This is a genomic window from Lactiplantibacillus fabifermentans DSM 21115 (assembly GCF_000498955.2).
Taxonomy (GTDB): domain Bacteria; phylum Bacillota; class Bacilli; order Lactobacillales; family Lactobacillaceae; genus Lactiplantibacillus; species Lactiplantibacillus fabifermentans.
Genome location: NZ_AYGX02000083.1, coordinates 60848 through 85763, shown reverse-complemented (window position 1 = coordinate 85763; position 24916 = coordinate 60848). Strand labels below are relative to the sequence as shown.

The following is a 24916-nucleotide window of genomic DNA, read 5'->3' as shown; positions in this document are numbered from 1 at the left end:
GTTAGCGTCTATTATAGTCGGTAATCATCACGAGAGGAAGTTAAAGTTATGCAAACCAATCAAGTTATTAAAAACATCCAAGTTTCCGGTATTCGCCGTTTTGATGAAGCCATCAGTGACGTCCCCGATATTATTAAATTGACCGTTGGCGAGCCCGATTTGCCAACCCCCGCTCACGTCAAAAAGGCGGGCATTGAAGCGATTCGTGATGACTTTAGCCACTATTCACCACTCATGGGATTTCAAGAACTTCAACAAGCAGCCAGTACTTATTTCCATCAAAAGTATGCGCTGAACTACGCCCCGAGTGAAATCTTAGCGACGGTCGGCGCAACTGAAGCCGTCGCCACGGCCTTACTAACGATTTTAAATCCAGGTGACGGCGTCTTATTGCCAACCCCAAGTTATACGAGTTATGAACCCGTCGTTGAAATGGCCCATGGGCAAGTTATCCCCATCGACACGACCCACAGTGGCTATAAACTAACCCCCGCAATTTTAGCGGCAGCAATTAACCAACACCAGGCCGACCACTTGAAAGCCATTATTTTAAACTATCCGGCTAATCCAACCGGCGTCACTTATTCGCAAGCTGAACTCGCAGCCCTCGTAACTGTCATCAAGCAAGCCGGCATACTTGTCATCAGTGATGAAATTTACAGTGAATTAACGTATGAGCAACCGCACACCGCGTTGGCGACCTTGTATCCCGAACGCACCATTACGATTAACGGCTTATCCAAGTCCCACGCCATGACCGGTTGGCGCATGGGGTTCATTATGGCCCCGCAAGCCTTGATCAACGAAATGAAAAAAACGCATCAATACTTGGTTACTTCAACGAGTTCTATTAGCCAAGTTGCCGCGATTGAAGCCTTAACTAACGGTTTCGACGACGGCCCCCAAATGCGCGCCATTTACCAACAACGCCGCGACTACTTAGTCAGTCGTTTAAGCGAAATTGGTATTAATTATTTATACCCAGCCGGGGCCTTTTACGTTTTTGCTCAAGTGCCGGCTGATTTTCACGGTACGAGTTGGCAATTTGCCACCGAACTCGCCCATGCCGCCCACGTCGCCGTGATTCCAGGCTCCGCATTCGGGGCCACCGGTGAAGGCTGGTTTCGCATCAGTTACGCGGCCAGCCAAACCGCGCTACGCGATAGTATGAATAACTTAGCGCTGTGGCGGGCCGAAACAATGTCTAAATAACGGAGGAATGAATTAATATGAATTTTAAAAATGCCCATTTAATGACGGCCATGGTCACTCCTTTTAACGCCGACCAACAAGTCGACTATGACCGGCTGGCGAACCTGATTGAATACTTGTTGGCCCATCACACTCAAGGCATCTTAGTCGGTGGCACTACCGGTGAAGGTCCCACCCTGAGTGACGCGGAAAAATTGCAGCTATTTGAAGCAACGGCGCATATGGTCAATGGCCGTGTCCCCATTATGGCGAACACCGGCTCCAACAATACAGCGGCCACGATTGCCTTCACCCGTCGCGTTAGTCAAATTACCGGCATTGACGCGGCACTAGTCGTTGTGCCGCCTTACAATAAGCCCGACCAGGCCGGCATGTTAGCGCATTTTACCGCGATTGCTGACAAAAGTGGCTTACCCATTATGATTTATAACATTCCTGGACGCGTCGTCGTTAAAATGGACGTTGCGACAGTTCTCAAATTGGCTAAAAATCCTAACATCATCGGGATTAAGCAATGTACTAGTGAAGCCGAACTTGCCGCCATCGTTGAACAAGCCCCTAGTGATTTTTACGTTTACACCGGCGAAGATGACCAAACGCTAACGGCTCGCGTTTTAGGAGCCCACGGCGTCATTTCAGTGGCCAGTCATCTTTACGGCGATGAAATGGCCGCCATATATCAAGCCTTACAAACCGGTGATTGGCAAGCGGCGGCGGCAATTCAACGGCCATTATTGCCGAAAATGGCTGCCTTATTTAGCGCCCCATCTCCAGCACCGGTCAAAGCTGCTTTAAATTACCGACAAGTTCTCGTTGGGGAACCCCGGTTGCCAATTTTACCATTGACTGCTGACCAGCTAATTACGTTAAATACGGCACTGGCATAAATCAAAAATAAGCTTTCAATCGTCAAAAACGGTGTGCGAGTCAAACTCACACACCGTTTTTATTTATTTCGTATTTTGAACCGCTGTGGCAATTGGCATATCACCATTAATTAAAGCAATAGTTTGACCAATCGTGCCATCTGTCTTAATGGCTTGGACCGCAAACGTGGCCACGTCATCACGCGTAATTTCGCCACCAACAGTTGGATTGAGCGTCACTTTGCCGGTGCCGGCATCATTGACTAACGTTCCAGGTTGCAAGATGGTGTAGGCCAATTGGGTTCGATTCTTGAGCCATTCGTCAGCGTAATACTTCGCCACATAATATGGCTTCAAAGAATTCGGCCACTTAGCGCGTTCCGGCGTAAATTCAGCGCTAATAATCAAATAGCGTTTGATACCAGCTAGTTCCGTTGCTTGCATTGACTTGACGGCGCCGTCCAAATCAATCATCAACGTCATGTCATAGCCGGTAGAACCACCAGAACCAGCCGCGAAGACTACGGCATCCATGCCCTTTAAGGCTAGCGCCATTTCTTCAGGTTGAGCTAATAAATTAAACTGGACCGGTTGGGCGCCCGCATCTTCGAAGGCTTCAGCTTGTTCGGGATGGCGAATTCCTGCATATACCTGATCACCTTGGGCGACTAACTTTGAAACAATCTTTTTACCGATTTGACCATGGGCACCAATTACAAATACTTTCATTTTGCTCACTCCCAGCTAATTAATAGTTTTATTATAGAACTAATGACCAGCTGATTGAAATCAATCTGCTCTGGATTTGTCAGCAACCCCATTTCGACATATAATTAGAAATATTATTCAGAGAGAAGGACTATCATGGCAAAATACGTTCGTACGGCAACTGATACGGATTTAAACGCAATTATGACAATTATTGAACAAGGCCGGGCTGCCCTCGCTGCCGACCAAATTCCACAATGGCAAGATGGTTATCCCCGCACTAGTGACATTCAACAAGACTTGGATGCCGACCGAGCCTGGGTGCTAATTGTTGATGGCGCGGTCGCTGGTTATGCTGCCTTGCTCAATGTCGCCGATCCGAACTATGCTCAAATCTATAACGGTACCTGGGATGACGCCCAAGATGATCATTACACTTCCATTCACCGGATTGCGATTGCCAGCGGTTATCATGGCCCACACTTAGCCGACTTTTTCTTCAGCAATTTGATGACCTTGAGCTATCAACAAGGCTTCCAACAAATCCGGGTAGATACACATCTCGCTAACAAGCGGATGCAACACATCATCCTCAAAGCTGGTTTTACTTACCGCGGTATCGTCTATATGGACCATGATGCCGATGACCAACGCAATGCTTACCAAATTAAACTGTAACTACAAATCACGTCCGGCTAAAAACCGAACGTGATTTTTTTAATTGGTCACGGGTACCATCGCTTGTTGTGGTAATGAATATAAATATTGGGTCACCGTTTGACCAGGATAAATCGACTTCAACGCGGTCGCATACAGTTTGATTTGCCCAGCATATTTTTCCAGTAAATCGCTAGGTTCTTCAACATGGTCCGTCTTGTAATCAAACAAAATCAACCCCGCATCGGTCTCTAAATATCCATCCATAATCCCATGAATTAATACTTTGTGGTCCTCATCGTCTGGATTACCGGATAATTCATTGACCGGTAACAACAACGAAAATGATACTTCACGATGCACTTTAGTCGGCGCAGCTAAAATTTGAGTTCCAAGCTCACTCGCATAAAAACCCACCACGCTGTCCACATCAATTTTCTCCGCCACATCAGCTGTTAACACCCGCCGCTCAACTTGACTAGCAATCGTCGTCGTCACTACTTCAGTCGTAATCGGCGCCGTTAACGGCAATTGTTCTAAAATCAAATGCGTGGCACTCCCAATTTCCGCCCCACTCGGCGTTTGCGCCGTTTGTAAAAATTGTGGCACTGCCAGATGGTCGCTCACATAGCGACTAACTGGTTCGGCGGCCTTAGCCGTCACGGTTGAATTACTTTGCATCAACGGTGTATCAGGGTCTTCAAAGACCCGTTTAACTTCTGACACGGATTGATAAGCCGTTGTCACCGTTAAATTGGCGTCGGGATATTTGAAGTTTAAAATCGCTTGAATTTTTTCTTGGACGCCTTCATCCAAGGTATCCGGTGAAACAGCTTGTTCCACAATTTCAACCGCACTCGGTTGCGTTTCACTGTCAGTCATACTCGTGTCAGGCTTGCCAATCGTGTCAGCATCCCCAAGTTCAACTTGCACATGGGTCGTGTCAGCGGCTAAGGAAAACGCCGGCTGTTCATCGCCCCAATAGGCTTGCATATCCGGATGCCGAATCAGCGTCATGCCGAGCCAATCTAAATCACTCTTAGCGGTGGTCCGCGCTTGCGCACTCAACACTAAATTAGGATATGATAAATTCTTTTGCCATTTGGCACTGGCATTTTCAATCGTATCAATCGTTCCGACCAAATAAAGTTGTTGTTCCGCGCGTGTGATGGCCACGTACAGTTTCCGCATTTCTTCGGCCCGAAATTTTTTGCCCACGACTTGTTTGGTAATCATCTGTGGCAAAGTTGGATATTTCACGCGCTGTTTAGGGTCCAAATAAGTAATTCCAATCCCCGCTTCCCGGTCCATTAAGGCACTCGTCCGCGTATCCATTTCATTGAAATTCTTACTCATATCCATGACAAAGACGACTGGAAATTCCAGTCCTTTACTCCCATGAATCGTCATGACACTCACGGCTTCAGTTTCAGTTTCCGCCACGGCTTCTGCTAAATCTTGGTCTTTATCCTGCATTTTTTGGATAAACCGGACAAATTGGAATAGTCCGCGGAAGCTGCCTTGTTCATACATATGGGCACGTTCATACAACGCATTCAAGTTGGCTTGGCGCTGCTTACCAGCCGGCATGCCGCCAACATAGTCTAAGAAACCGGTGCGTTCATAGATTCGCCAAATCAAAGTAACTAATTGATTACGCCGGGCTAATTCACGAAACTCCGTCAGTTGATCTAAGAAGCGGTCAATTTTAGCAAAGACCGCATCGCCATAATCGTTATGGTCCAACTTAGCGGGATAATTATCGTGAAAATCACGGACTGCTTGGAAATAATCACTCGTTTTATTTTGGATACGTAAATAGACCAGTTGATTTTCATCTAAACCAACAATTGGTGACCGCAAGACCGTGACGATTGGAATATCTTGATACGGATTATCAATCACGCTCAGTAACGCCATCATAATGCGAATTTCAGTCGTTTGAAAATAGTTCTGGGCGTCATTAACGACAATCGGTATTTGCAGCCGTTTAAAAATGTCAATAATCGTTAAATTATGATTACGAGTTGGAACCAATAAAGCCACATCACTGTACTTGAATGGCCGGAATTCGCCCGTCCCCCGGTCATAAATCGGCCGGTCCATTGCCTTCAAGGCGAGAATCTTTTGGGCAACCATCATGATACTACCTTCAGCGGGATCATCAATTGAAAAATTGGCTTCTTCTTCAGGCGAGAGTGGTTCAGCTGGCCCCTGATTAGCCTTTTTCTTTTCGCCCGTTTGATAGAGCAACACGCTCGTCGTTTGTGGCATCGTTGCCGGATAGTCTTTCGGCCCATACTTTAAATGGGCAGCTTCATCGTAATCAATTTGTCCGACCGGCGCATCCATCAGCTGACTAAAAATCAAGTTCGTCAAATTATCCACATTTTCAACTGAACGGAAGTTTTCAGCTAACACAATCCGATCACCATGTGCAGGATTATCCCCATAGTCTTGATATTTATGCAGAAACAGCAATGGGTCGGCCAACCGGAATTGATAAATCGATTGTTTAACGTCGCCGACCATAAACATATTGCCGGGCGTCTCGCGCGACAACAACTGTAAGATCTTTTCTTGCAAGCTGTTGATATCTTGATATTCATCCACCATAACTTCATCAAACTGTGCCCGCATTTGTTGTAGTGCCCCACGGCCACTTTCTGAATCAGTCGTTAAAATCTCTAACGCCAAATGTTCCAAGTCGCCAAAATCCAATACGTGGCGGCGCCGTTTTTCAGCAGCAAACGCTGCTTTGAATTGCTTAACGGCCGTAACTAGCGCATTGACCATCGCCGCAGAACCCGCCATCACATCTAACATCGTGCCTTCATCCGTGACTAAATATTGTGTGTTGATGCCACGAACACTATCCTTCGCCGCATCCACATTGGCCCCCATCTGTTGAGCCGCCGCTGTTTGGATATCATCTGGATACTTCTTCTTTAACCGTGGAAATTTGAAACTATCAATCGTATCGCGTAACGTATTCCAATCCAAGCTCCCCAATTGATTATGCAAAATATTAAGGTCTTGATTCAATTGCGTTAACGCTTCAATATTTTTGGGCAGTAATTCATTATTTTCCGCAATTTTAATCGCGGCTTTCGTACTACTAATCGCATTACTCAAATCCGTTCTTAATAACGGCAATAACGACTGTTGATAATAGTCGGATGCGGCAATCTGGTCACTGGATAGTTGATAAGCATCCGCCAGATGGTCTAACCAATCATCAGGGTCGGGCGTTGATTGGGCAAAGTCAAACAGCCGCATTACGACACTGCTAAGTCCGTCATCATTGCGGTCATTTGAAAAGTTGCTCGTCAATGCCGCAAAAACTGGTCCTTGGTTTTCATCACCGTATAGCTGTTCACGCACGTCATTCCAAACTTGTTCTCGAATCAATAACCCTTCCGTATTATCAGTCAACAGCCGAAAGACCGGGTCTAAATCAATGACATAATAGTACCGTTGAATCAGCCGTAAACAAAACGCATCCAGCGTACTAATATTAGCGACGCCCAATAAATTAATTTGTTGCCGTAACCGCCGGACTTGGTCCGAAGCCGTATCAGCTTTCATTAATTTCGTGATGCGTTTATTCAATTCAGCTTCCAACTTTTGTTTCATATGCTTAGCCGCTAAGTTCGTAAACGTCACAACTAATAGTTGGTCAATATTAATGCCAGCCTCAATTTTACGCATAATTCGTTGAATCAAGACCGTCGTTTTTCCTGAGCCGGCGGAAGCTGAAACTAACAAATTATTGCCGGTCTGATCAATGACCGCTTGTTGGCTTTCGGTATATTTAGGCATGAGCAGGCCCTCCTTGTTCTGCTGAAATCCGATCAATAACATCTTTTGGTGATAATGAGACTAAATCGTGATAATTATTTTCTGGTAGCATCGCATCAAACTGCATAATCGACAAGTATGGCGAATATTGCAACGCCGTCGTCTTATCGTCAAAACGCACGGGATTGATGTCCAGCGCCCCGGCAAAGATTGCTTCAGCGGCTTTCACAATTAAAGTTTCGTTATGGGCAATCAGGGCGTCCAAGTCATCTTCAGTGACTAAGCTAGACGATTTATAAACATCACCAGTCTTATTGTGCCGGAAAGGATACACTTTGGAAGAACCATAATTTTCACGAGCATCACTATCTAGTTGTGACAATAACTCGGGGTCATTTAGTAAAATGCCTTGATATCGGTTCGCCTTTAATAACGCATCTTCAAAACCGGCACTCAAATCTTTCGGTTTCAACGTTGGATTTTGAATGTGCATATATAACGCCCCAGCAAGCTTAACCTTATCTGATTGCTCACCCATGATGTCATTTTCATTCGCTAAAACCGCATCCAAATACGTCAGCATCTGCATGGCCAAACCATAGTAAGCTTGTTCAAAGTCAAACTTATTCACAGAAGATTTATAATCAACAATTCCAAGATAAGCTTGGTCAGCAACTTGAATTTGGTCTAAGCGGTCAATCTTCCCGCGGACATGGACGGCATGGTTCGCATCCACTTGAAAGTCTAATGCTTTGAGACCTGCTTCATGGTTCACATTACCAAACAGCAATTCAGTTTGGGTTGGTTTAGCAGCAGATAACTTACTTTGATTGCGAATAGCAAAGGCAATTTGGCGGACCGTATTAATTAACTGTTGGCGGACATAACTCATCCGATTAGAGCTCGACAAAATTTCAAATTGCGGTTGATCTAAGACGGCAATCGTCACTACCGATAAATATTTATCAAGTTGGGCATCATTCAAATCACGGAGAGCTAATTGATCGTCACGAACAGCCTTCACCAGTTGGTCCAAAACGGCGTGGAAAAATTCGCCCGTGCTTGCCGGTGACAGTTCAAAGACATCGCGCTCCCGTAACTTTAGGCCATATTTCAAAAAGTAAGCGTAACGATTACGATAAAACTCTTCTAGCTTAGAAATCGACGTATAAATATCTTGATGATAGAGGTCGTCAACACTTTTTTGCGTCAATGGCACTGGTACATTGCGATAGCTCAAACCTGCTAATAATTGTTGGGCTAAGTCACCAAATTGCGCATCATTAACGAGTTGTCGGCGCAGCCAAACCCAAACAGATGCTGGCTTGATGGGCTCGCCCACCCGATTACGGTCCGTATTAGTGGTTAAGATTTCACGATAAGCCTGAATGATGTGACTAATCGTCCGTCGTTTGGTCCCCACATACGGCCAAAAGTTACCTTGGGTCGCATCGGGGGTACTTAAATAAACCGACGCAGGTACCGTTGGCATATCTTTTGGTTGCGGCGAGAAATAGCTTGCAATCTGTTTAACGTAATTAGACCAACTGACGTTGCCGCCTTGGTCATCTTTTAACGGCACACTCAAATACAAATCTTGTTTGGCATTCAAGAAGGATAAATAGCTCAAGAAACGTTCGTCCCCTAATTGAATGACCGCGGAATCACTTAAATAGTGTTCGCCATCCAATTCATCTAAGGCCGGTTTCAAACTTTCCTTATCGACATCACTCAGCAAATTATTATCCATAATTCGGTCTGGCATTACTAAGTCTGTCGCGCCCATTAGAAAAACGACTTTCCGATTTTGGGTCTGCACCATTTCACTTTCGGACACTAGCACTTGGTCTAACGTTGAGGGAATCTGTGAATAGGAAGCACCCTCAAAACCAGCTTGTAACAACGCTAAGAAATCATCCGGCTCAAAGGGCGCGTTCCCCAAAATGGTGACATATTCATCCAACATGTCACAGAATGTTTGCCACGTTTGTTCTGGTTCAGCTGCCGCTTCCACTCGTTGTTCCGCCAACGCTTGGTCACGCCAAGCCATCAGCTGTTTATCAACGCCATGTCCGACCAAGAAATTATATAAAATCTTGGCCGCCTGGCGTCCATCTTGGGCCGCAGCGAGCTGCCGATAAAACGGCGGAAAGACGTTACCGACAAAGTGATGGATTAAGTTAATTTGGTCAGAAACCGCCTGGCTCTTTTCCGTTTCAACCCCGGCATCTCCTTGATTCAATTGGAAATATTGCCAATCCGTACGTTGCGTCCACCGGTTACCACTATAACCCGTTTTCAAAATGAAATTTTCCGTTAAATCAACTGCCTGACGATAATCTTGTGCCGGCATCGGTACCTTTTTACCGGCGACTTCAATTGTCGGTAATAACAATTCGGTCTTTAAAACGCGCATAACATCCTGATACTGGTACTTCTTATCTCCTAATTCAAATAAAGCCGAGATTAACTCAACCAGTGGATGGTCGGCCATTGAGCGCTTTAAATCAACGAAATATGGGATATCCATCCCATGCATGATCGGCGCTAACATCGTTTCGTAATTGTTCAAATGACGCGTTAAAACCAAGAAATCGCGGTAATGCAATTGCCCATGACTAGCGGCAATCAGCTGTCGAATTTGGCGCGCAACTTGGGCCACTTCTGTTTGGCGGGTATCTGTTTGAAAGTAGTGAATATTGGCATTATATTCCGGTTTCTCACGCAAAGTTTGGCCGCGCCAAAAATCGTCTAACGCGGCTAGGCCGGCAGTTACCCGTAAATTTTCGGCCTTGATTGTTGGTAACACGGCAACTTTACGAATTTGGGCATACTGATACAATCGAAAATACAGGCGTCCAGTTTGGTAAAACAACGTTCCTTGCTCTGGAAGTTGTTCTTGATACTCCCGGTCCAAAATCAGACTAATGGTCACATTGGCACCGCGTTCTAACATCGTCGTTAAAATACCTTGTTCTTGCGCATCCAGTTGGGCTGAGCCAGAAAGTTCAAAATAAATATGCATGTGATGCAAATCTTGCTGTTGCAAGTAGCGATTTAATTGCGCCAACACGTCGGCCGGTTTCAAGTAAGTTTCGGCAGTCGCCGCAACAAAGTCGGCATAGACAATCGCTAAATCGTGTAGTTTCGCTTTCAGGTCACCAGCTTGGGCGTTCATCGCCAACTGGGTCACATCTTCAGGCGCCAAATTAGCTAACTGTAGTTCTTTGATTTCGCGGGCTAATTGACCGATGAAGCCCGTTTGCGAGATTTCGCCACTGAATAATTGCAACTCGCTGGCGTGTTCGCGCATAATGCGAAACAGCAACATATTAATCCCGGCATTTGAAAGCCGTGGTACTTGATATGCCGGTTCATTCTTCATTAAATACCAAGCTAGCCGCGTAAAGGAAAAAATCTGTACTTGCGATTGCGCTGATAGTTTATCTTGATGCTTGGCCTGCGCCAAACGCTTCAAAATATCAACTTCTGTATCAAACTTAATGTGATCCGGAACTAAGTAAAAGAATTCATCCCCAGCGGCGACTTGCGCTTGTTTAGCGACTAATTGGGCCACCATCGGGCTCCGATGGTCGAACTTGGCTGGTCCTATCACAAATTGTAAGGTCACAAAAAATTCCTCCTCTTAAGGTTGATTCGAACGTACGTTCTTGCTGATGACGTTATTATCGCATACTTTTATTGCTAACAACAGTCATCAAACCGAACGCGTTCAACACTAATTTTAGTTATGAATATAATTATCTGTAGGACATTCTTCGTTAGCGGTTTAATGTCAATTTTGAAGATTTGAAAAAAATTGCAATAAATATTTGCAACCATCTTTATTAACCGTTCATCATTAATAATCGTACAACAAAAAACGCCGTAATCAATGACTAGATTCCGACGAAACACAATTTTTTTACCGATGATAAACTAAAACTAACATCGTTCCAATACAAGCAATGGCGAAGGCCACTAGTCCCAATAACCACCATTTTTCGAGTGAACTCAGCTGCGGTCCTCGCACCGCATGAGGGCCGCGTCGCAACGTCTGCGCCCCCCATAACAAACCGGCCATAATAATTGAAAAGATGGTCGGAAAAGCCCATAGCACCCAGCGACTCCCCCAACTATTAATCTGACCGTCAGCTGAAATATGCCAGACAATCCGAGTCGGTGCCAGGCCAAACAAGATGGCCGTAATTAGCCACAAGCCAAGTGCTAAACTACCGTAAATCCACGAAACCTTCTGCATTTGCTAACCACCTCTCTAATGAAGTCATTATAGCGCTGAATGCTAAAAGCCAACAGTATCCACGCTTGTACTAAAACGATTGTCCGCCGCTAAGTCCCATGCCAATAAAAAAAGCGACTAATCCATTAGACTAGTCGTTTTTTATTGAAGCTAATGTTGTTGACCCCAATTTTCAGGATCTTGACGCCAAGCGTGTAAGGACGCTAACTCATCATCATTAATGTCATCTTGTTGACGAGCGACTTCAATCAACGTCGAATAATTCGACAAACTAAACAGTGGTAACTTAGCGGCGGCAAAGTTTGTGGTGGCCGCAGCTAATTGATAACTAAAAATTGAACCAACGGCTTGAATGTCGCCACCTTCAGCTTGCACTGCTTTGGCCGCTTGTAACACACTACCACCAGTTGAAATTAAGTCATCGAGCATGACCACTTTTTCGCCAGCTTTTAAGACGCCTTCGATTTGACGGCCAGCACCATGATCTTTCGGCTTTGAGCGGACATAAATCAATGGTAAGTTCAGAATTTGAGCGACCCAGGCCGCATGGGGAATCCCCGCCGTCGCGACACCCGCAATTACTTCCGTTGCTGGATAATCACGTTTGATAATATCGGCAATTCCTTGGGCAATATGTTGCCGAACGGTGGGATAAGAAATCGTCAAGCGGTTATCTGTGTAAATTGGACTATGAATACCACTTGCCCAAGTAAATGGGTCATTTGGTCGTAAAGTAACGGCCTGAATACTTAATAAGTCGGTTGCAATTGTTGCTGCGATTTCAGTCATTTGAATTACTCCATTCTGCGACAATTTGTTGGTAAGCGGTTAAAGGATCATCAGCTTGCGTGATTGGCCGGCCCACGACTAACCCGTTACTACCGGCTTGAGCGGCCGCACTGGGTGTCATCACCCGTTGTTGGTCACCAGCTGCGGCATTTTTAGGACGAATGCCGGGGGTGATGCCAAGAAAATCTGGCCCCGCGGCGGCATGAATCGCACTGACTTCTTGGGCGGAACAAATGACACCATCACACCCGCTAGCTTGCGCGACTGCCGCATAATGTACCACGCTATCACGGACTGAACCTGGAATTTGTTGATCATCATTTAAAATTTCTTGATTGGTAGATGTCAGTTGCGTAATCGCCAACAACTTCGGTGCGGGTAATCCAGCCGCCGTGGCCCCAGCAACGAGGCCCCTTTTAGCAGCGGCTAACATGACATGCCCACCAGCCGCATGAACGGTCGTATAAGTTACTCCTAACTGACCTAAAACGCGCATCGCCGACTCCACCGTATTAGGAATATCATGCAATTTCAAATCGAGGAAGACCGCGTGTCCGCGCGCTTGAATTGCTTTAACAATCGCCGGACCCGCTGCATAAAATAATTCCATCCCAATTTTGACGGTGACCGGTTGGGTCGCTGGAAATTGGTCTAAAAAGCTTAAGGCTTGGTCCGCCGTTGGAAAGTCCAAGGCGATAATGACTGGTCGCTTCATCCTTGCACCTCCGCAATCAATTGTTGCAGGCTGGCAATCCCATATTTATCCATTTCAGCTGGCAAACCGGCAATAATATCCGTACAAGCTGTGGGATGACCGTAAGTCGCGGCCCCCACTTCAACGGCGTTGGCGCCGGCTAAATAAAATTCCAAGACATCGGCGGGCGTAAAGACGCCCCCGACCCCAATAATCGGTAACTTCGTTTGCTGACGCACTTCATGAATCATCCGCACGGCTAAGGGATGAATCGCCTTACCCGATAAGCCGCCCGTGCCGTGCGCCAAAATTGGTTTGCGCGTCTTTAAATCAATACCTAAGCCCGTTAACGTATTAATCATCGTTAACCCGTCGGCGCCACCGGCTTCAGCCGCGGCCGCGATTGGCACGATATCGGTCACATTCGGAGTTAGCTTCATAAAGACGGGCTTATCGACCACATCCACAATGGCCCGCGTTAACGTTTCGACCATTTGCGGGTCCGTCCCGAAGGCCAAGCCCCCTTTTTCAACGTTGGGGCAGGAAATATTGATTTCCAATAACTTCACATTGGGCGCAGTCGTCATTTTTTTAGCAACTTCGACATATTCGGCCATCGTACTACCTGCGACACTGCCGACAATTGGTAAATCCGGATAATGTTGCGCCAACCATGGCAAGCGGTCTTGCATCACGGCGGTAATTCCCGGATTTTTCAAGCCAATCGCATTTAACCAACCAGCCGTAGTTGGCGCGGTCGTTGGCCGGGCGTTACCTTCGCGCGGTTCGGCGGTCGTCGACTTAATGACTAAGCCACCTAATGCACTCAAGTCTAATTGTTGCGCCATCGTTTGCCCATAAGCGGCGGTTCCACTGGCGGGCATCACTGGATTTTTTAAAGTTACCCCGGCTAAATTAACTGCTAATCGTTCCATGCTGATCCCCTTTTCTACGTTTATAACGCTTGTGTGACGAATGATTGTGATTCTAAGACTTGTAAGATGGCCGCGACCGTATCGAGCGCCGTGAACAACGGAATGTTATGCGCAATAGATGAATTCCGAATTAACGTCCCATCATCGGCCGCATGTTCTTCGTCCGAAACTGTATTGATGACCACTTGAATATGACCGGCTTCCATTTGATGCAACAAGTCATTTTCACCGCTATCAATCTTATCGACCACCGTTACCGGTAAGTCGTGTTTCGTTAAGTAGCTGGCCGTCCCACTCGTTGCTAACAATTGATAACCTAAATTGTAGAAACGTTTGGCAAGCGTTAAGGCTTCCGGTTTATCATCATCACGGACCGTAATTAAAATGTTGCCGTGATTTGGCACGTGCAATTTCGCTGCTTCAAACGCTTTGTATAAGGCCTTGGACATCGTGGTGTCACTGCCCATAACTTCCCCAGTTGACTTCATTTCTGGTCCGAGTAAACTATCGACCCGGTTCAGCTTAGAAAACGAGAAGACCGGTGCTTTCACGTGGACTAGTGGTCCCGGTGTTACCAGACCCGTTTCATAACCTTGGTCCGCTAATGATTGCCCTAAAATAACCCGGGTGGCAACTTGGGCCATTGGAATTCCCGTAACTTTACTCAAGAATGGGACGGTCCGGCTCGCCCGTGGATTAACTTCGATAACATAAACTTGTTCGTCATGAATGACAAATTGGATATTCATCATCCCAACACAGTTCAAGGCAATGGCAAGTTGTTCGGTATACTTCACGATTTGAGCTTGGACATCCGCTGACAAGGATTGGGGCGGATAGACGGCCATCGAATCACCGGAATGGACCCCAGCACGTTCGATATGTTCCATAATCCCTGGAATGACGACCGTTTGACCGTCACAGATGGCATCAACTTCACATTCTTTACCGACCAAATAGCTGTCAATCAAGACCGGATGATCATGCGAAACTTTGACAGCATTGTGCATGTAATAATCTAAGTCAGCCCGTTTCTTGACGATTTCCATCGCGCGGCCACCGAGCACATAGCTCGGCCGGACTAAGACGGGATAGCCTAATTTGTCGGCAATCTTTAAGGCCGTATCTTCATCACTAGCCGTATCACCAGCGGGTTGTGGAATTTGGAGTTGTTTGATAACTTTGTCAAACTCATCGCGGTCTTCAGCCCGGTCAACGTCCACGACACTTGTCCCGAGAATTTTGACGCCGTGGTCCGCTAATGGCGCCGCTAAGTTAATGGCGGTTTGCCCACCGAACTGCACAATAACCCCCTGTGGTTGTTCCAAGTCAATGACGTTCATGACATCTTCAATCGTCAGTGGTTCGAAGTACAATTTGTCAGAAATTGAGAAGTCGGTCGAAACCGTTTCAGGATTACTATTCATAATAATGGCTTCGTAACCGGCCTTTTGAATAGCCTTCACTGAATGGACCGTCGCATAATCGAATTCGACCCCTTGCCCAATCCGAATCGGACCAGAACCTAGGACTAAGACGGATGGCTTTTTCGTCACGATACTTTCGTTTTCGTATTCGTAAGTCCCGTAGTAATAAGGCGTTGTTGATTCAAATTCACCGGCACACGTATCCACCATTTTATAAACGGGTAAGACGTTGTGGGCTTTGCGGTAATTACGAATATCATCAATCGTTTCGCCCCAGAAATCGGCAATTGTTTGGTCACCGAAACCGTTGCGTTTAGCCGTCGTTAAAACGTCTAAGTCATCATAATGCGCCTTTAGGTCGTTTTCAATTTCGATAATGTGTAATAACTTGTCTAAGAAAAAGACGTTGATTTTGGTAATTTCTGCCAAATCTTCAATCGTATGACCGCGACGAATCGCTTCGGCTAAGTAGAATAAGCGGTCATCTTGGGCATGAATCAGCTTGTCCGATAGCGTATCATCATCGACTTGCGTTAGCGCTGGTTCGTCAATGTAGTTCACGCCAATTTCTAGTGAGCGGACCGCTTTTAAGGTGGCTTCTTCGATGTTGCGACCAATCGCCATGACTTCCCCGGTCGCTTTCATTTGCGTGCCTAAACGCCGGTCCGCTTTAGTGAATTTATCAAATGGCCAGCGCGGAATCTTGCAAACGACGTAGTCTAAAGCGGGTTCAAATTCAGCGTAAGTCGTCCCAGTAACTGGGTTTTTGATTTCGTCTAAATGCAAGCCGACCGCAATCTTAGCGGCCATCTTCGCAATCGGATAGCCGGTTGCTTTAGAAGCTAAAGCTGACGAGCGACTAACCCGGGGATTAACTTCAATGATGTAATAGTTAAAACTGTTCGGATCCAAGGCTAACTGCACGTTGCAGCCCCCTTCGATCTTCAAGGCGCGAATAATCTTCAACGCGGCATCCCGTAACATTTGGACTTCGCGGTCCGCTAACGTTTGGACGGGCGCGTATACGATTGAATCCCCGGTATGAATCCCCACGGGGTCGAAGTTTTCCATGTTGCAGACGACCATCGCATTGTCAGCGGCATCGCGCATGACTTCAAATTCGATTTCTTTGTAACCGGCGATACTTTGTTCAATCAATACTTGCGTTACTGGTGAAAGTGACAACCCGTTTTCGGCAATCGTCTTAAGTTCGGCTTCGGTTTCGGCAATCCCACCACCGGTCCCCCCCATGGTAAAGGCGGGCCGGACAATGACGGGATAGCCCGTCTTAGTCGCAAAGTCGACCGCTTCATCGACGGTATAGGCAATGCCCGAAGCCGGCACCGGTTCACCTAATTTTTCCATCAAGTCTTTAAATTGTTCCCGGTCTTCAGCTTGGTCAATGGCGCTAAGCTTCGTCCCTAACAATTCGATTTGGAGTTCTTTTAGGATGCCAGAATCGGATAATTCCATGGCCATGTTCAAGCCTTGTTGCCCACCCAACGTCGGTAAGATGGCATCAGGATGTTCTTTACGCAAAATTTGTGACACAAATTCGAGCGTAATAGGTTCCAAATAAACTTGGTCCGCAATTTCTTTATCGGTCATAATTGTCGCCGGGTTGGAGTTTACTAAAACGACTTCATAGCCTAATTCCTTGAGGGCTAAACAAGCCTGGGTCCCGGAATAATCAAATTCAGCGGCTTGGCCAATAATAATGGGGCCAGAACCAATGACCATAATTTTATGAATATCTGTGCGTTTAGGCATTGAAGTTGCTTCCTTTCCGGGCGCGTTGATGCGCAGCCATTAAATCAATAAATTCATCAAAAATGTGATCCGCATCGTGAGGACCCGGCGCGGCATCGGGATGATACTGAACGGAAAAGGCTGGGAAGCGTCGATGCCGAACCCCTTCAACCGTCCCGTCATTAATTTCTTCATGCGTAATCATTAAATCCGTATTCGCTAAAGAATCGCGGTCAACGGCATAACCGTGGTTTTGCGAGGTAAAGTCAATCCGGCCAGTCGCAATTTCTCGTACTGGATGGTTAAACCCGCGATGACCGAATTTCATCTTGAACGTGTCAGCGCCGTTAGCTAATGAGAACAATTGGTGCCCCAAACAAATTCCGAACAGTGGCACTTGTTGTTCCACTTCGCGAATCATTTCCAAGGCCCCCGGCACATCTTTGGGGTCGCCAGGGCCATTGGTTAACATGACCCCATCTGGATTGAGCGCCATAATTTGGCCCGCCGTCGCATTGTATGGCAAGACCGTTAAGTTGCAGTGGCGTTTCGCTAATTCCCGTAAAATGGAATGTTTTAAGCCGAAGTCTACCACGACCACGTTGGGACCAGTCGCTGGGTTTGGATAAGCGTTATTCGTCGAACTTTCAGCCACAACCGCTTTATTTAAAACCGTTGCTTGTAATTGACTCACCGTGTCTGGTTTAACTTCGTCGACGATGGTCGCTTTCATGGCCCCAACTTCACGAATATGCTTCGTGACCGCGCGCGTATCGATATCGGCGATTCCTGGAATATGGTTCATTTTCAAGTAATCATCTAACGACATCTCATTGCGCCAGTTGCTGGCCCGGCGCGCTAATTCATGCACGACGACCCCTTTACATGACGGCGTGATTGATTCGTGGTCGTCACGATTAATCCCGTAATTCCCAATCAAGGGATACGTGAACATTAGGATTTCGCCGTTGTATGATTGATCTGTGATCGATTCTTGGTAACCGCTCATCCCGGTATTAAAAACTAACTCGCCGACCGCGGCTTGACGGTCACCAAAGGCGGTTCCGGGATAAATTTGGCCATCTGCTAATACTAAATATCGTTTCATGCTTGCTGGTCCTTTCCATAAACCACTTGGCCGTCTACTAACGTCATCAACACATTGCCGGATACGTGCCAGCCAATAAATGGTGAATTGTGACCTTTAGAAAACATCTGGTTCGCTTTAATTTCGTAGTCGTGTTTCAAATCAATAATAGCTAAATCGGCGGGCATCCCAACCGCCAGGCGGCCGGCTTGTTTCAAGCCAAACAACTTCGCCGGATTCGTGCTCATCAAGTCAATTAATTGGCTGAGGGTTAAAATACGGGTTTTAACGAAAGCCGTGTATAACGTGGCGAAGGCTGTTTCTAGCCCAGTAATTCCGAATGCCGCCGTTTGCATCGAACCTGTTTTTTGTTCGTCGGTATGGGGCGCATGGTCCGTCGCAATCATGTCGATGGTGCCATCTAATAGTCCTGCAATTAACGCCGCGCGGTCTTTAGGTGACCGCAATGGCGGATTCATCTTGAGCATCGGATTATCCATCGTAATATCAGCGTCTGTTAGTAATAAATGATGTGGTGACACTTCACAAGTGACGTTGATACCCGCGCGTTTAGCGTCGCGAATGACGCGAACACTTTCGGCAGTCGAAACGTGGCACACATGATAATGGACACCGCTAGCTTCAGCTAACATCACATCACGTGCAATTTGCGCCGATTCAGAAATACCTAAGATACCTGGCAAGCCCAACTTGTCGGCAACCGGCCCAGCATTCATGACCCCACCATAAGTTAGGGAGTCATCTTCCACATGCGCCGCTAAGGTTAAGCCGGCTTTGGCTACGCCTAACATCGCTTGATACATCGTGCCCGCCGTTTGAACCCCGGAACCATCATTGCTGACGGCAAAGGCCCCTGCTTGTTTGACCCCGTCAAAGTCGACGAGTTCATCACCGACCCGATTTTTGGTGATACTAGCATACTGTTCAACATGCACATGCGCTTTTTCAGCGTTGCGGGCCATCATCAAAGCAATCTTTTCCGGCGTATCCGGTACCGGGTCAACGTTTGGCATCGCGCCGATGGTCGTAAAGCCACCGTGGGCCGCCGCCATGGTCCCCGTTTCAATCGTTTCTTTGGCCGTCAGCCCGGGGTCGCGTAAATGCACGTGAACGTCCACCAAACCAGGTGTTACAAAGCGGTCCGCCGCACAAATGACATGGTCAGCGGGACCATACGCTTGATTTAGGTCGTGACCAATCGCTTTGATGCGACCGTCGTCGATTAAAATATCTTGTTCCGTTAATTGTTCGGCCTGTAAAATTTGGGCGTTTTTAATTAAAGTTGACATCTTGAACCCCTTTCAGCTGATCAGCATTTAAAATTCCTTGTTGGACTAAGACATAGGCGACCATCGCCATGCGAATGTACATCCCATTAGTCATTTGTTGGAAAATTCGCGATTGCGGTGCTTCCACTAAGTCACTCGCTAATTCGACCCCGCGGTTAACGGGCGCCGGATGCATGATAATGGACGTTGCTGGCATCTTAGCCGCCCGCGCGTTAGTCAGGCCATATTTTTCATGGTAAGCACTCGCGTCAAAGCTTTCATTATTAGTGGTCGTGAGCCGTTCATGTTGCACTCGTAAGAGCATCATGACGTCCATTTGGCCCACTAAGTCATCAATGGGGGCATAAGTCCCATACGCGGCGAAGTCATCATTGAACCACGCTTTTGGCCCACTGAAGTAAACTTCTGCGCCGAGTTGGGTCAACAATTCCATATTGGACCGCGCAACCCGTGAATGTTGTAAGTCACCGACGATGGCAATCTTTAAGCCGTCAAAATGGCCGAATTCTTCGTAAATCGTCAACATATCGAGTAAAGATTGTGATGGATGTTGGCCGCTGCCGTCGCCGGCATTGATCAAGGCCATCGGTAAGCCGGCTTCAATTAAAGGTTGGTAGTAATCATCTTGTGGATGCCGAATGACCGCTAAGTCCACGCCAATCGCTTGAATGGTTTTTAACGTATCTAATAAACTTTCACCTTTGGTCACCGAACTCGTTTTGGGGTCGAATGGGATGACTTGCATTCCTAAGCGACGTTCCGCCATTTCAAAACTCGTATGGGTCCGGGTACTGTTTTCAAAAAACAAATCCATCGCGAAGGCTGGCCGGTTCAACGTCACCGTTAATCCTTGTTTGAAAGCCTGTGCTAAATGTAAAAACTGCATGACATCTTCATTATTAAATTGGTCTACACTCACAAGATAATTCGTACTTTGCATGCTCTTTTGCCGTCTCCTTATGTTTTCAACTCAAAGAAAAAAGTCTAGCCACTGCAAATTGTTTGCAAAGAGGCTAGACTCCGATTAAGCGGCCACGCATGGCCAAACCGTTTCGTTCCTCTCTGGAAACAATTAAATGGTTAATTATTTAATTTACTCACTCTAATTTTTCAATACTAATCCCGTCATGCCCGTCATGTTCTTCAAGCGCTACGGCCACTTGTTCATCTAACGCCGTTGGGATGTTTTTGCCAATGAAATCGGGCCGAATTGGTAATTCACGATGGCCACGGTCAACTAAGACAGCTAATGAAATCTTAGCGGGACGACCTTGGTCCATCAAGGCGTCCAAAGCGGCCCGGACAGTGCGGCCGGTGAACAAGACATCATCGACTAAAATAATATGTTTGCCGTTAATATCAACCGGAATATCGGCACCATTTAACTCGGCTTGACCAGCCACGTCAATCGCATGATGGTCATCACGATATAACGTAATGTCTAGTGAACCAACGGGAACTTCCACGCCTTCTAATTGTTTCAGGCGTTGGGCTAAACGTTGCGCTAAGTAAATCCCCCGGGTCTTAATCCCGATAAAGACTAAGTTTGAGACCCCTTTATTTTGCTCGATAATTTCATACGTAATCCGCGTTAACGCGCGGCGCATCGTCATTGCATCAACGACTTCTCGTGCCATGTAAAGTCAGCTCCATTCTGTATTGATAGCACCCAAGATACGAAAAAAGTCTCCACCTTTTCCTGCGAAAAGCGTGGGAGACTTCCTGATAACCGTTCCCCTTGTTAGCCTCACAGGACTAATTTAAAGGTGCTGTTTAATTGAAACAAGTGTAACTAACTCGCCTGCGTCTGTCAAGGGTTGGCCAGAAATCCACTAGATTCTAATTAATCAATTAGACGTAACCATGATATATGAAGTAAAACGTGGCGCCACTTGCATCATCCGCGTTGATAGTTAATAATGAACTAATCAACATCTTCATTATTTTTTAATCTATTTTTCATTTAATTATAGTCAAACTGTCAAATTATCGGTATACTTATTGTGAAAGATAACTAATTTTAGGGGGACGCGCCATGCGATTACAAACACTATTACAAACACCTTCGATGCGTCATATGCGGGTAATTGCGGGTGAAGACGGCCTTCAACGCGAAATTAATAACATCGGGATGATTGAATCCCCCGATATTGCCGATTATTTAAAAGCTGACCAATTTTTAATTACGAATGGCTATCCGTTCTTTAACGCCACGGCAGACCCACTGGAACTCATCCAAGCGATGCACGCCGCGGACTGTGCCGGCTTAGGCTTTAAAGATCAACGCTATGTCGAGCACGTCCCGCAAGCGGTCATTGAATTAGCGGACCAACTGAATTTTCCCATTATTATTACCCCCGCTGATGAACTGATTTCTGAAACGATGCGCAAGATGTTGACGATTATTTTGAAATCGCAGACGGATGAGCTCAGTCGCATCGTGGCTGTCAATCAGACACTCGCGGACTTCTTATTAAAGGACCCCAGTCACACGACCGTCCTGAATAAATGTAGTGAGCTGATACATCACGCCTTATTTTTGATGGACAGTCATTTTCGCGTTGTCAGTGCCTCGCAAGATTTACCGATGACCCGTGGCGCATTGACCGACTACTTACGCAACCAGACCCATGTCGACTATTTCAATTTACATACCCGGCTCACGTTAACTTATCAAGATCAGACGTTAACCATCACGCCCCTGTTTTCAGCGTATAAAGAAAACAAGGCGTTCGTCGGAATTGTCAATTTGGACCCCGGGAATTCGACCGATCAAATGTTGACCCAAGTCGTTTTAAATACGCTAAGTTTTGTCAATAGCCGAGTCGACATGTTAAACGAATCCGCCTTCCGAAATCAAAGTGGGTTTTATTTGAATATTATGGATGGCGGGATTTCCAACGAACTCGTCAATAAAACGATGAAAAGCCAAGGAATCGACCCCACCACCAAATTCCACTGTGCGACGTTACTCGTGACGACCCACCATCAAACGTTGCTGAGTAACCATTTGTTAGAGCAGGTCCAACAACTAACACTCTGGTTCATTAAAGAATACCAAGCCCCAGTGATTGCTTTTTCATTAAAACAACAACTAGTTTTATTAATCAATGAAGAACAAAATGCCCAACACTTTTTAACGACCCTCGTAGACTTTATTCAACCTAAGATTGATAAAGCCGCCCGTTTGATTGCTGGTTACAGCTACTCGACGCTCCCACTGACAGAATTGGCAACGATTTATAACGAAGCCGCCGAAGCTTTGGCATTGAGCAAAAATAGTGCCCAAGCAGTGACGATTTATCGGCCCAAATACGTGAAAGAATTAATCTCATTAATTCCCGATAACGAAGCTAAGTCGTTTGTTGAACGCGTCTTAGGCGGCTTAGTTGGCGGGGTCAGTGCTAACGAACAACTTAACTTATTAAATACGTTATATGGTTATTTTTATCACCACCAAAATATTGCGGAAGTGGCCGGTAACCTCTCGATTCACCGGAATACCGTCATTTATCGCCTCAAAAAAATTGAAAAAATGTTAAACCTCAACTTAGATGATCCCGAACAAACCCAAACACTCGAAATGGCCGTCTTATTGTGGCATAACCAACAGCTACAAAAAGTGAACGTTTACATTTTGTGAATTATCAAAAATCAGTAATTCACGAACATTATTTTGTTCGATTAGGCTTGTATTCGGTTTTCATCTATGTTAAACTATTCTCATTCAAATACGAGTAATTGCCTATATAATGTCATGATAAGGATGACGAGTTTCTACCCAGCGCCGTAAACGCTGGACTATAAGCAGACGAGGCCATCCCGTTTGCCGGGGTGGCCTCTTTTTTCGGGCATATTCGCAGAATTGAGGAGGAAGATTTTTTTGAAGGAAGTAACCAGTACGCCAAAAATCTCCAACGTCAAAGCGGCGATTTTAGGGTTTCAACATTTATTAGCGATGTATTCTGGTGACGTGTTAGTGCCATTATTAATTGGGGCCGCCTTACACTTCAGCGCGGAACAATTAACTTACTTAGTTTCAATCGATATTTTCATGTGTGGGATTGCCACGTTCTTACAATTAAAACGGACACCCATCACCGGGATTGGTTTACCAGTCGTCTTAGGATGTGCGGTGCAAGCCGTCAACCCATTGATTCAAATCGGGAAAACATATGGTTTAGGCACAATGTACGGCTCGATTATCGGGGCCGGGATTTTTATCTTTTTAATTGCCGGTTTATTTTCTAAAATTAAAAATTTATTTCCACCCGTCGTCACTGGTTCCTTGATTACGATTATCGGATTTACTTTGATCCCCGTCGCTTTCCAAAACTTAGGTGGTGGTGACGCGACGGCTAAAGATTATGGGAACTTACAAGCACTCGCGATTGGCTTTTTAACCATTGCCATTATTTTATTGATTAGTGTTTTTGCCAAGGGCTTCATGAAGTCAGTCGCAATTTTAATCGGGATCTTAGCGGGGACCTTACTCGCCGGGGCCTTTGGGATGGTATCATTAAAACCCGTTGCTGAAGCCAGCTGGTTCCACTTACCAACGCTCTTCTACTTCGGGACACCCCACTTTCAATGGTCATCCATTTTGACCATGATTTTGGTTTCATTAACCACGATGGTCGAATCGACCGGGGTCTTCTTCGCTTTAGGCGATATTACCGGTCGTAAAATTGAAGGCGATGACTTGAAACGGGGCTATCGGGCCGAAGGGATTGCCGTTATTTTAGGTGGTTTGTTTAACACGTTCCCTTACTCAACTTTCTCCGAAAACGTCGGCGTCGTTCAATTATCAGGCGTTAAGACGCGTAAGCCGATTTACTTCTCAGCCGCTTTCTTAGTCGTCCTAGGTTTATTGCCAAAGATTGGCGCGTTAGCCACGGTCATCCCTGACCCAGTTTTAGGTGGTGCGATGGTCGTTATGTTCGGGATTGTTGGGATTCAAGGGATTCGGATGTTAGCCCAAGTTGATTTCCAAAACAACAACAACTTGTTAGTTGCGGCCGTTTCGATTGGGTTAGGTCTTGGCGTCACTGTCGAAACCAACATCTTCCAATTCTTACCCGGTGCCTTACAAATTATGTTAAGTAACGGGGTTGTGGTAGGTAGCTTATCTGCCGTCCTCTTGAACTTATTATTCAACCGCCACGCCGTTGAAAATAAAATCGATGAAGAATCCGTGGGGCTCAACGAAACTGAGACTAAAAATTAAGCCTAAAAATATCGCCACGCGGTGAGCATGCCATTATTGCTCACCGCGTGGTTTTTTTATTACTTCGTATCCTTAATAAATCGCTACTCGCACCAGTAGACATCACAGCTTCACTCGCAATTAATACTAACCGAACATCATTTGTTAATTAAATAATTTATCTATGTAAAAACCAGTATGTTATACTGGATAA

General features: G+C 46.1%; 17 protein-coding genes and 1 riboswitch. Of the genes, 5 read left to right on the top strand and 12 right to left on the bottom strand.

The genetic code is table 11. The features are described 5' to 3' along the window. The first annotated feature begins 48 nt into the window (after positions 1 to 48). Both DY78_RS08190 and dapA read left to right on the top strand, forming a co-directional pair. The gene (locus DY78_RS08190; protein WP_024623563.1) at positions 49 to 1212 is read left to right on the top strand and encodes an aminotransferase class I/II-fold pyridoxal phosphate-dependent enzyme; all 1164 of its coding nucleotides are present in this window, start codon (positions 49 to 51) and stop codon (positions 1210 to 1212) included. A 17-nt stretch (positions 1213 to 1229) separates the two neighbouring features. Then, entirely contained in the window at positions 1230 to 2099 is an 870-nt protein-coding gene (gene dapA, locus DY78_RS08185; protein ID WP_024623564.1) for a 4-hydroxy-tetrahydrodipicolinate synthase, read from the top strand. Between the two features lie 63 nt (positions 2100 to 2162). On the opposite strand, the gene DY78_RS08180 is transcribed toward dapA, so the two are convergent. Next, positions 2163 to 2807: an SDR family oxidoreductase gene (locus tag DY78_RS08180; RefSeq protein WP_024623565.1), complete on the bottom strand. Its 645-nt coding sequence runs from the start codon at positions 2805 to 2807 to the stop codon at positions 2163 to 2165. Between the two features lie 135 nt (positions 2808 to 2942). Here DY78_RS08180 and DY78_RS08175 point away from each other — a divergent pair, with 135 nt between their 5' ends. Next, complete coding sequence (locus DY78_RS08175) at positions 2943 to 3464, top strand: GNAT family N-acetyltransferase (RefSeq protein ID WP_024623566.1); 522 nt, start codon at positions 2943 to 2945, stop codon at positions 3462 to 3464. A 39-nt stretch (positions 3465 to 3503) separates the two neighbouring features. Here the strand turns inward: DY78_RS08175 and addA are convergent, their stop codons facing one another. The 11 genes from addA to pyrR form a co-directional block, all read right to left on the bottom strand. Further along, positions 3504 to 7265 (bottom strand): helicase-exonuclease AddAB subunit AddA, encoded by a 3762-nt coding sequence (gene addA / locus DY78_RS08170; protein ID WP_024623567.1) that lies wholly within the window; start codon positions 7263 to 7265, stop codon positions 3504 to 3506. Further along, positions 7258 to 10875 (bottom strand): PD-(D/E)XK nuclease family protein, encoded by a 3618-nt coding sequence (locus tag DY78_RS08165; protein ID WP_024623568.1) that lies wholly within the window; start codon positions 10873 to 10875, stop codon positions 7258 to 7260. Before DY78_RS08165 ends, addA begins: the two co-directional genes overlap by 8 nt. A gap of 294 nt (positions 10876 to 11169) precedes the next feature. Continuing rightward, positions 11170 to 11505 carry a DUF1648 domain-containing protein gene (locus DY78_RS08160; RefSeq protein WP_024623569.1) on the bottom strand — a complete coding sequence of 112 codons (336 nt, stop codon included), beginning with the start codon at positions 11503 to 11505 and terminating at the stop codon, positions 11170 to 11172. A gap of 150 nt (positions 11506 to 11655) precedes the next feature. After that, positions 11656 to 12294: an orotate phosphoribosyltransferase gene (pyrE, locus tag DY78_RS08155; RefSeq protein WP_024623570.1), complete on the bottom strand. Its 639-nt coding sequence runs from the start codon at positions 12292 to 12294 to the stop codon at positions 11656 to 11658. Further along, positions 12287 to 13009: an orotidine-5'-phosphate decarboxylase gene (gene pyrF, locus DY78_RS08150; protein WP_024623571.1), complete on the bottom strand. Its 723-nt coding sequence runs from the start codon at positions 13007 to 13009 to the stop codon at positions 12287 to 12289. The genes pyrE and pyrF overlap by 8 nt, the downstream gene beginning before the upstream one ends. Beyond that, positions 13006 to 13923, bottom strand: a complete 918-nt coding sequence (locus tag DY78_RS08145; protein WP_024623572.1) for a dihydroorotate dehydrogenase — start codon at positions 13921 to 13923, stop codon at positions 13006 to 13008. Before DY78_RS08145 ends, pyrF begins: the two co-directional genes overlap by 4 nt. A gap of 20 nt (positions 13924 to 13943) precedes the next feature. Continuing rightward, positions 13944 to 17120 (bottom strand): carbamoyl-phosphate synthase large subunit, encoded by a 3177-nt coding sequence (carB, locus tag DY78_RS08140; RefSeq protein ID WP_024623573.1) that lies wholly within the window; start codon positions 17118 to 17120, stop codon positions 13944 to 13946. Continuing rightward, positions 17113 to 18207, bottom strand: a complete 1095-nt coding sequence (locus tag DY78_RS08135; protein WP_024623574.1) for a carbamoyl phosphate synthase small subunit — start codon at positions 18205 to 18207, stop codon at positions 17113 to 17115. Before DY78_RS08135 ends, carB begins: the two co-directional genes overlap by 8 nt. After that, positions 18204 to 19496, bottom strand: coding sequence for a dihydroorotase (locus DY78_RS08130; RefSeq protein WP_024623575.1), 1293 nt, complete (start codon positions 19494 to 19496; stop codon positions 18204 to 18206). Before DY78_RS08130 ends, DY78_RS08135 begins: the two co-directional genes overlap by 4 nt. Continuing rightward, the gene (locus DY78_RS08125) at positions 19480 to 20436 is read right to left on the bottom strand and encodes an aspartate carbamoyltransferase catalytic subunit (RefSeq protein WP_024623576.1); all 957 of its coding nucleotides are present in this window, start codon (positions 20434 to 20436) and stop codon (positions 19480 to 19482) included. The genes DY78_RS08130 and DY78_RS08125 overlap by 17 nt, the downstream gene beginning before the upstream one ends. Before the next feature lie 157 nt (positions 20437 to 20593). Next, entirely contained in the window at positions 20594 to 21133 is a 540-nt protein-coding gene (gene pyrR / locus DY78_RS08120; protein ID WP_024623577.1) for a bifunctional pyr operon transcriptional regulator/uracil phosphoribosyltransferase PyrR, read from the bottom strand. A gap of 398 nt (positions 21134 to 21531) precedes the next feature. Here pyrR and DY78_RS08115 point away from each other — a divergent pair, with 398 nt between their 5' ends. Both DY78_RS08115 and DY78_RS08110 read left to right on the top strand, forming a co-directional pair. Further along, on the top strand, positions 21532 to 23139 hold the full coding sequence (locus DY78_RS08115; RefSeq protein ID WP_024623578.1) for a PucR family transcriptional regulator: 1608 nt from the start codon (positions 21532 to 21534) through the stop codon (positions 23137 to 23139). An 82-nt stretch (positions 23140 to 23221) separates the two neighbouring features. Next, a riboswitch (purine riboswitch) is annotated at positions 23222 to 23320 on the top strand. A 134-nt stretch (positions 23321 to 23454) separates the two neighbouring features. Further along, a complete protein-coding gene (locus DY78_RS08110; protein WP_235810653.1) occupies positions 23455 to 24723 on the top strand; it encodes a nucleobase:cation symporter-2 family protein in 1269 nt (422 codons plus the stop codon). Positions 24724 to 24916: the final 193 nt, after the last annotated feature.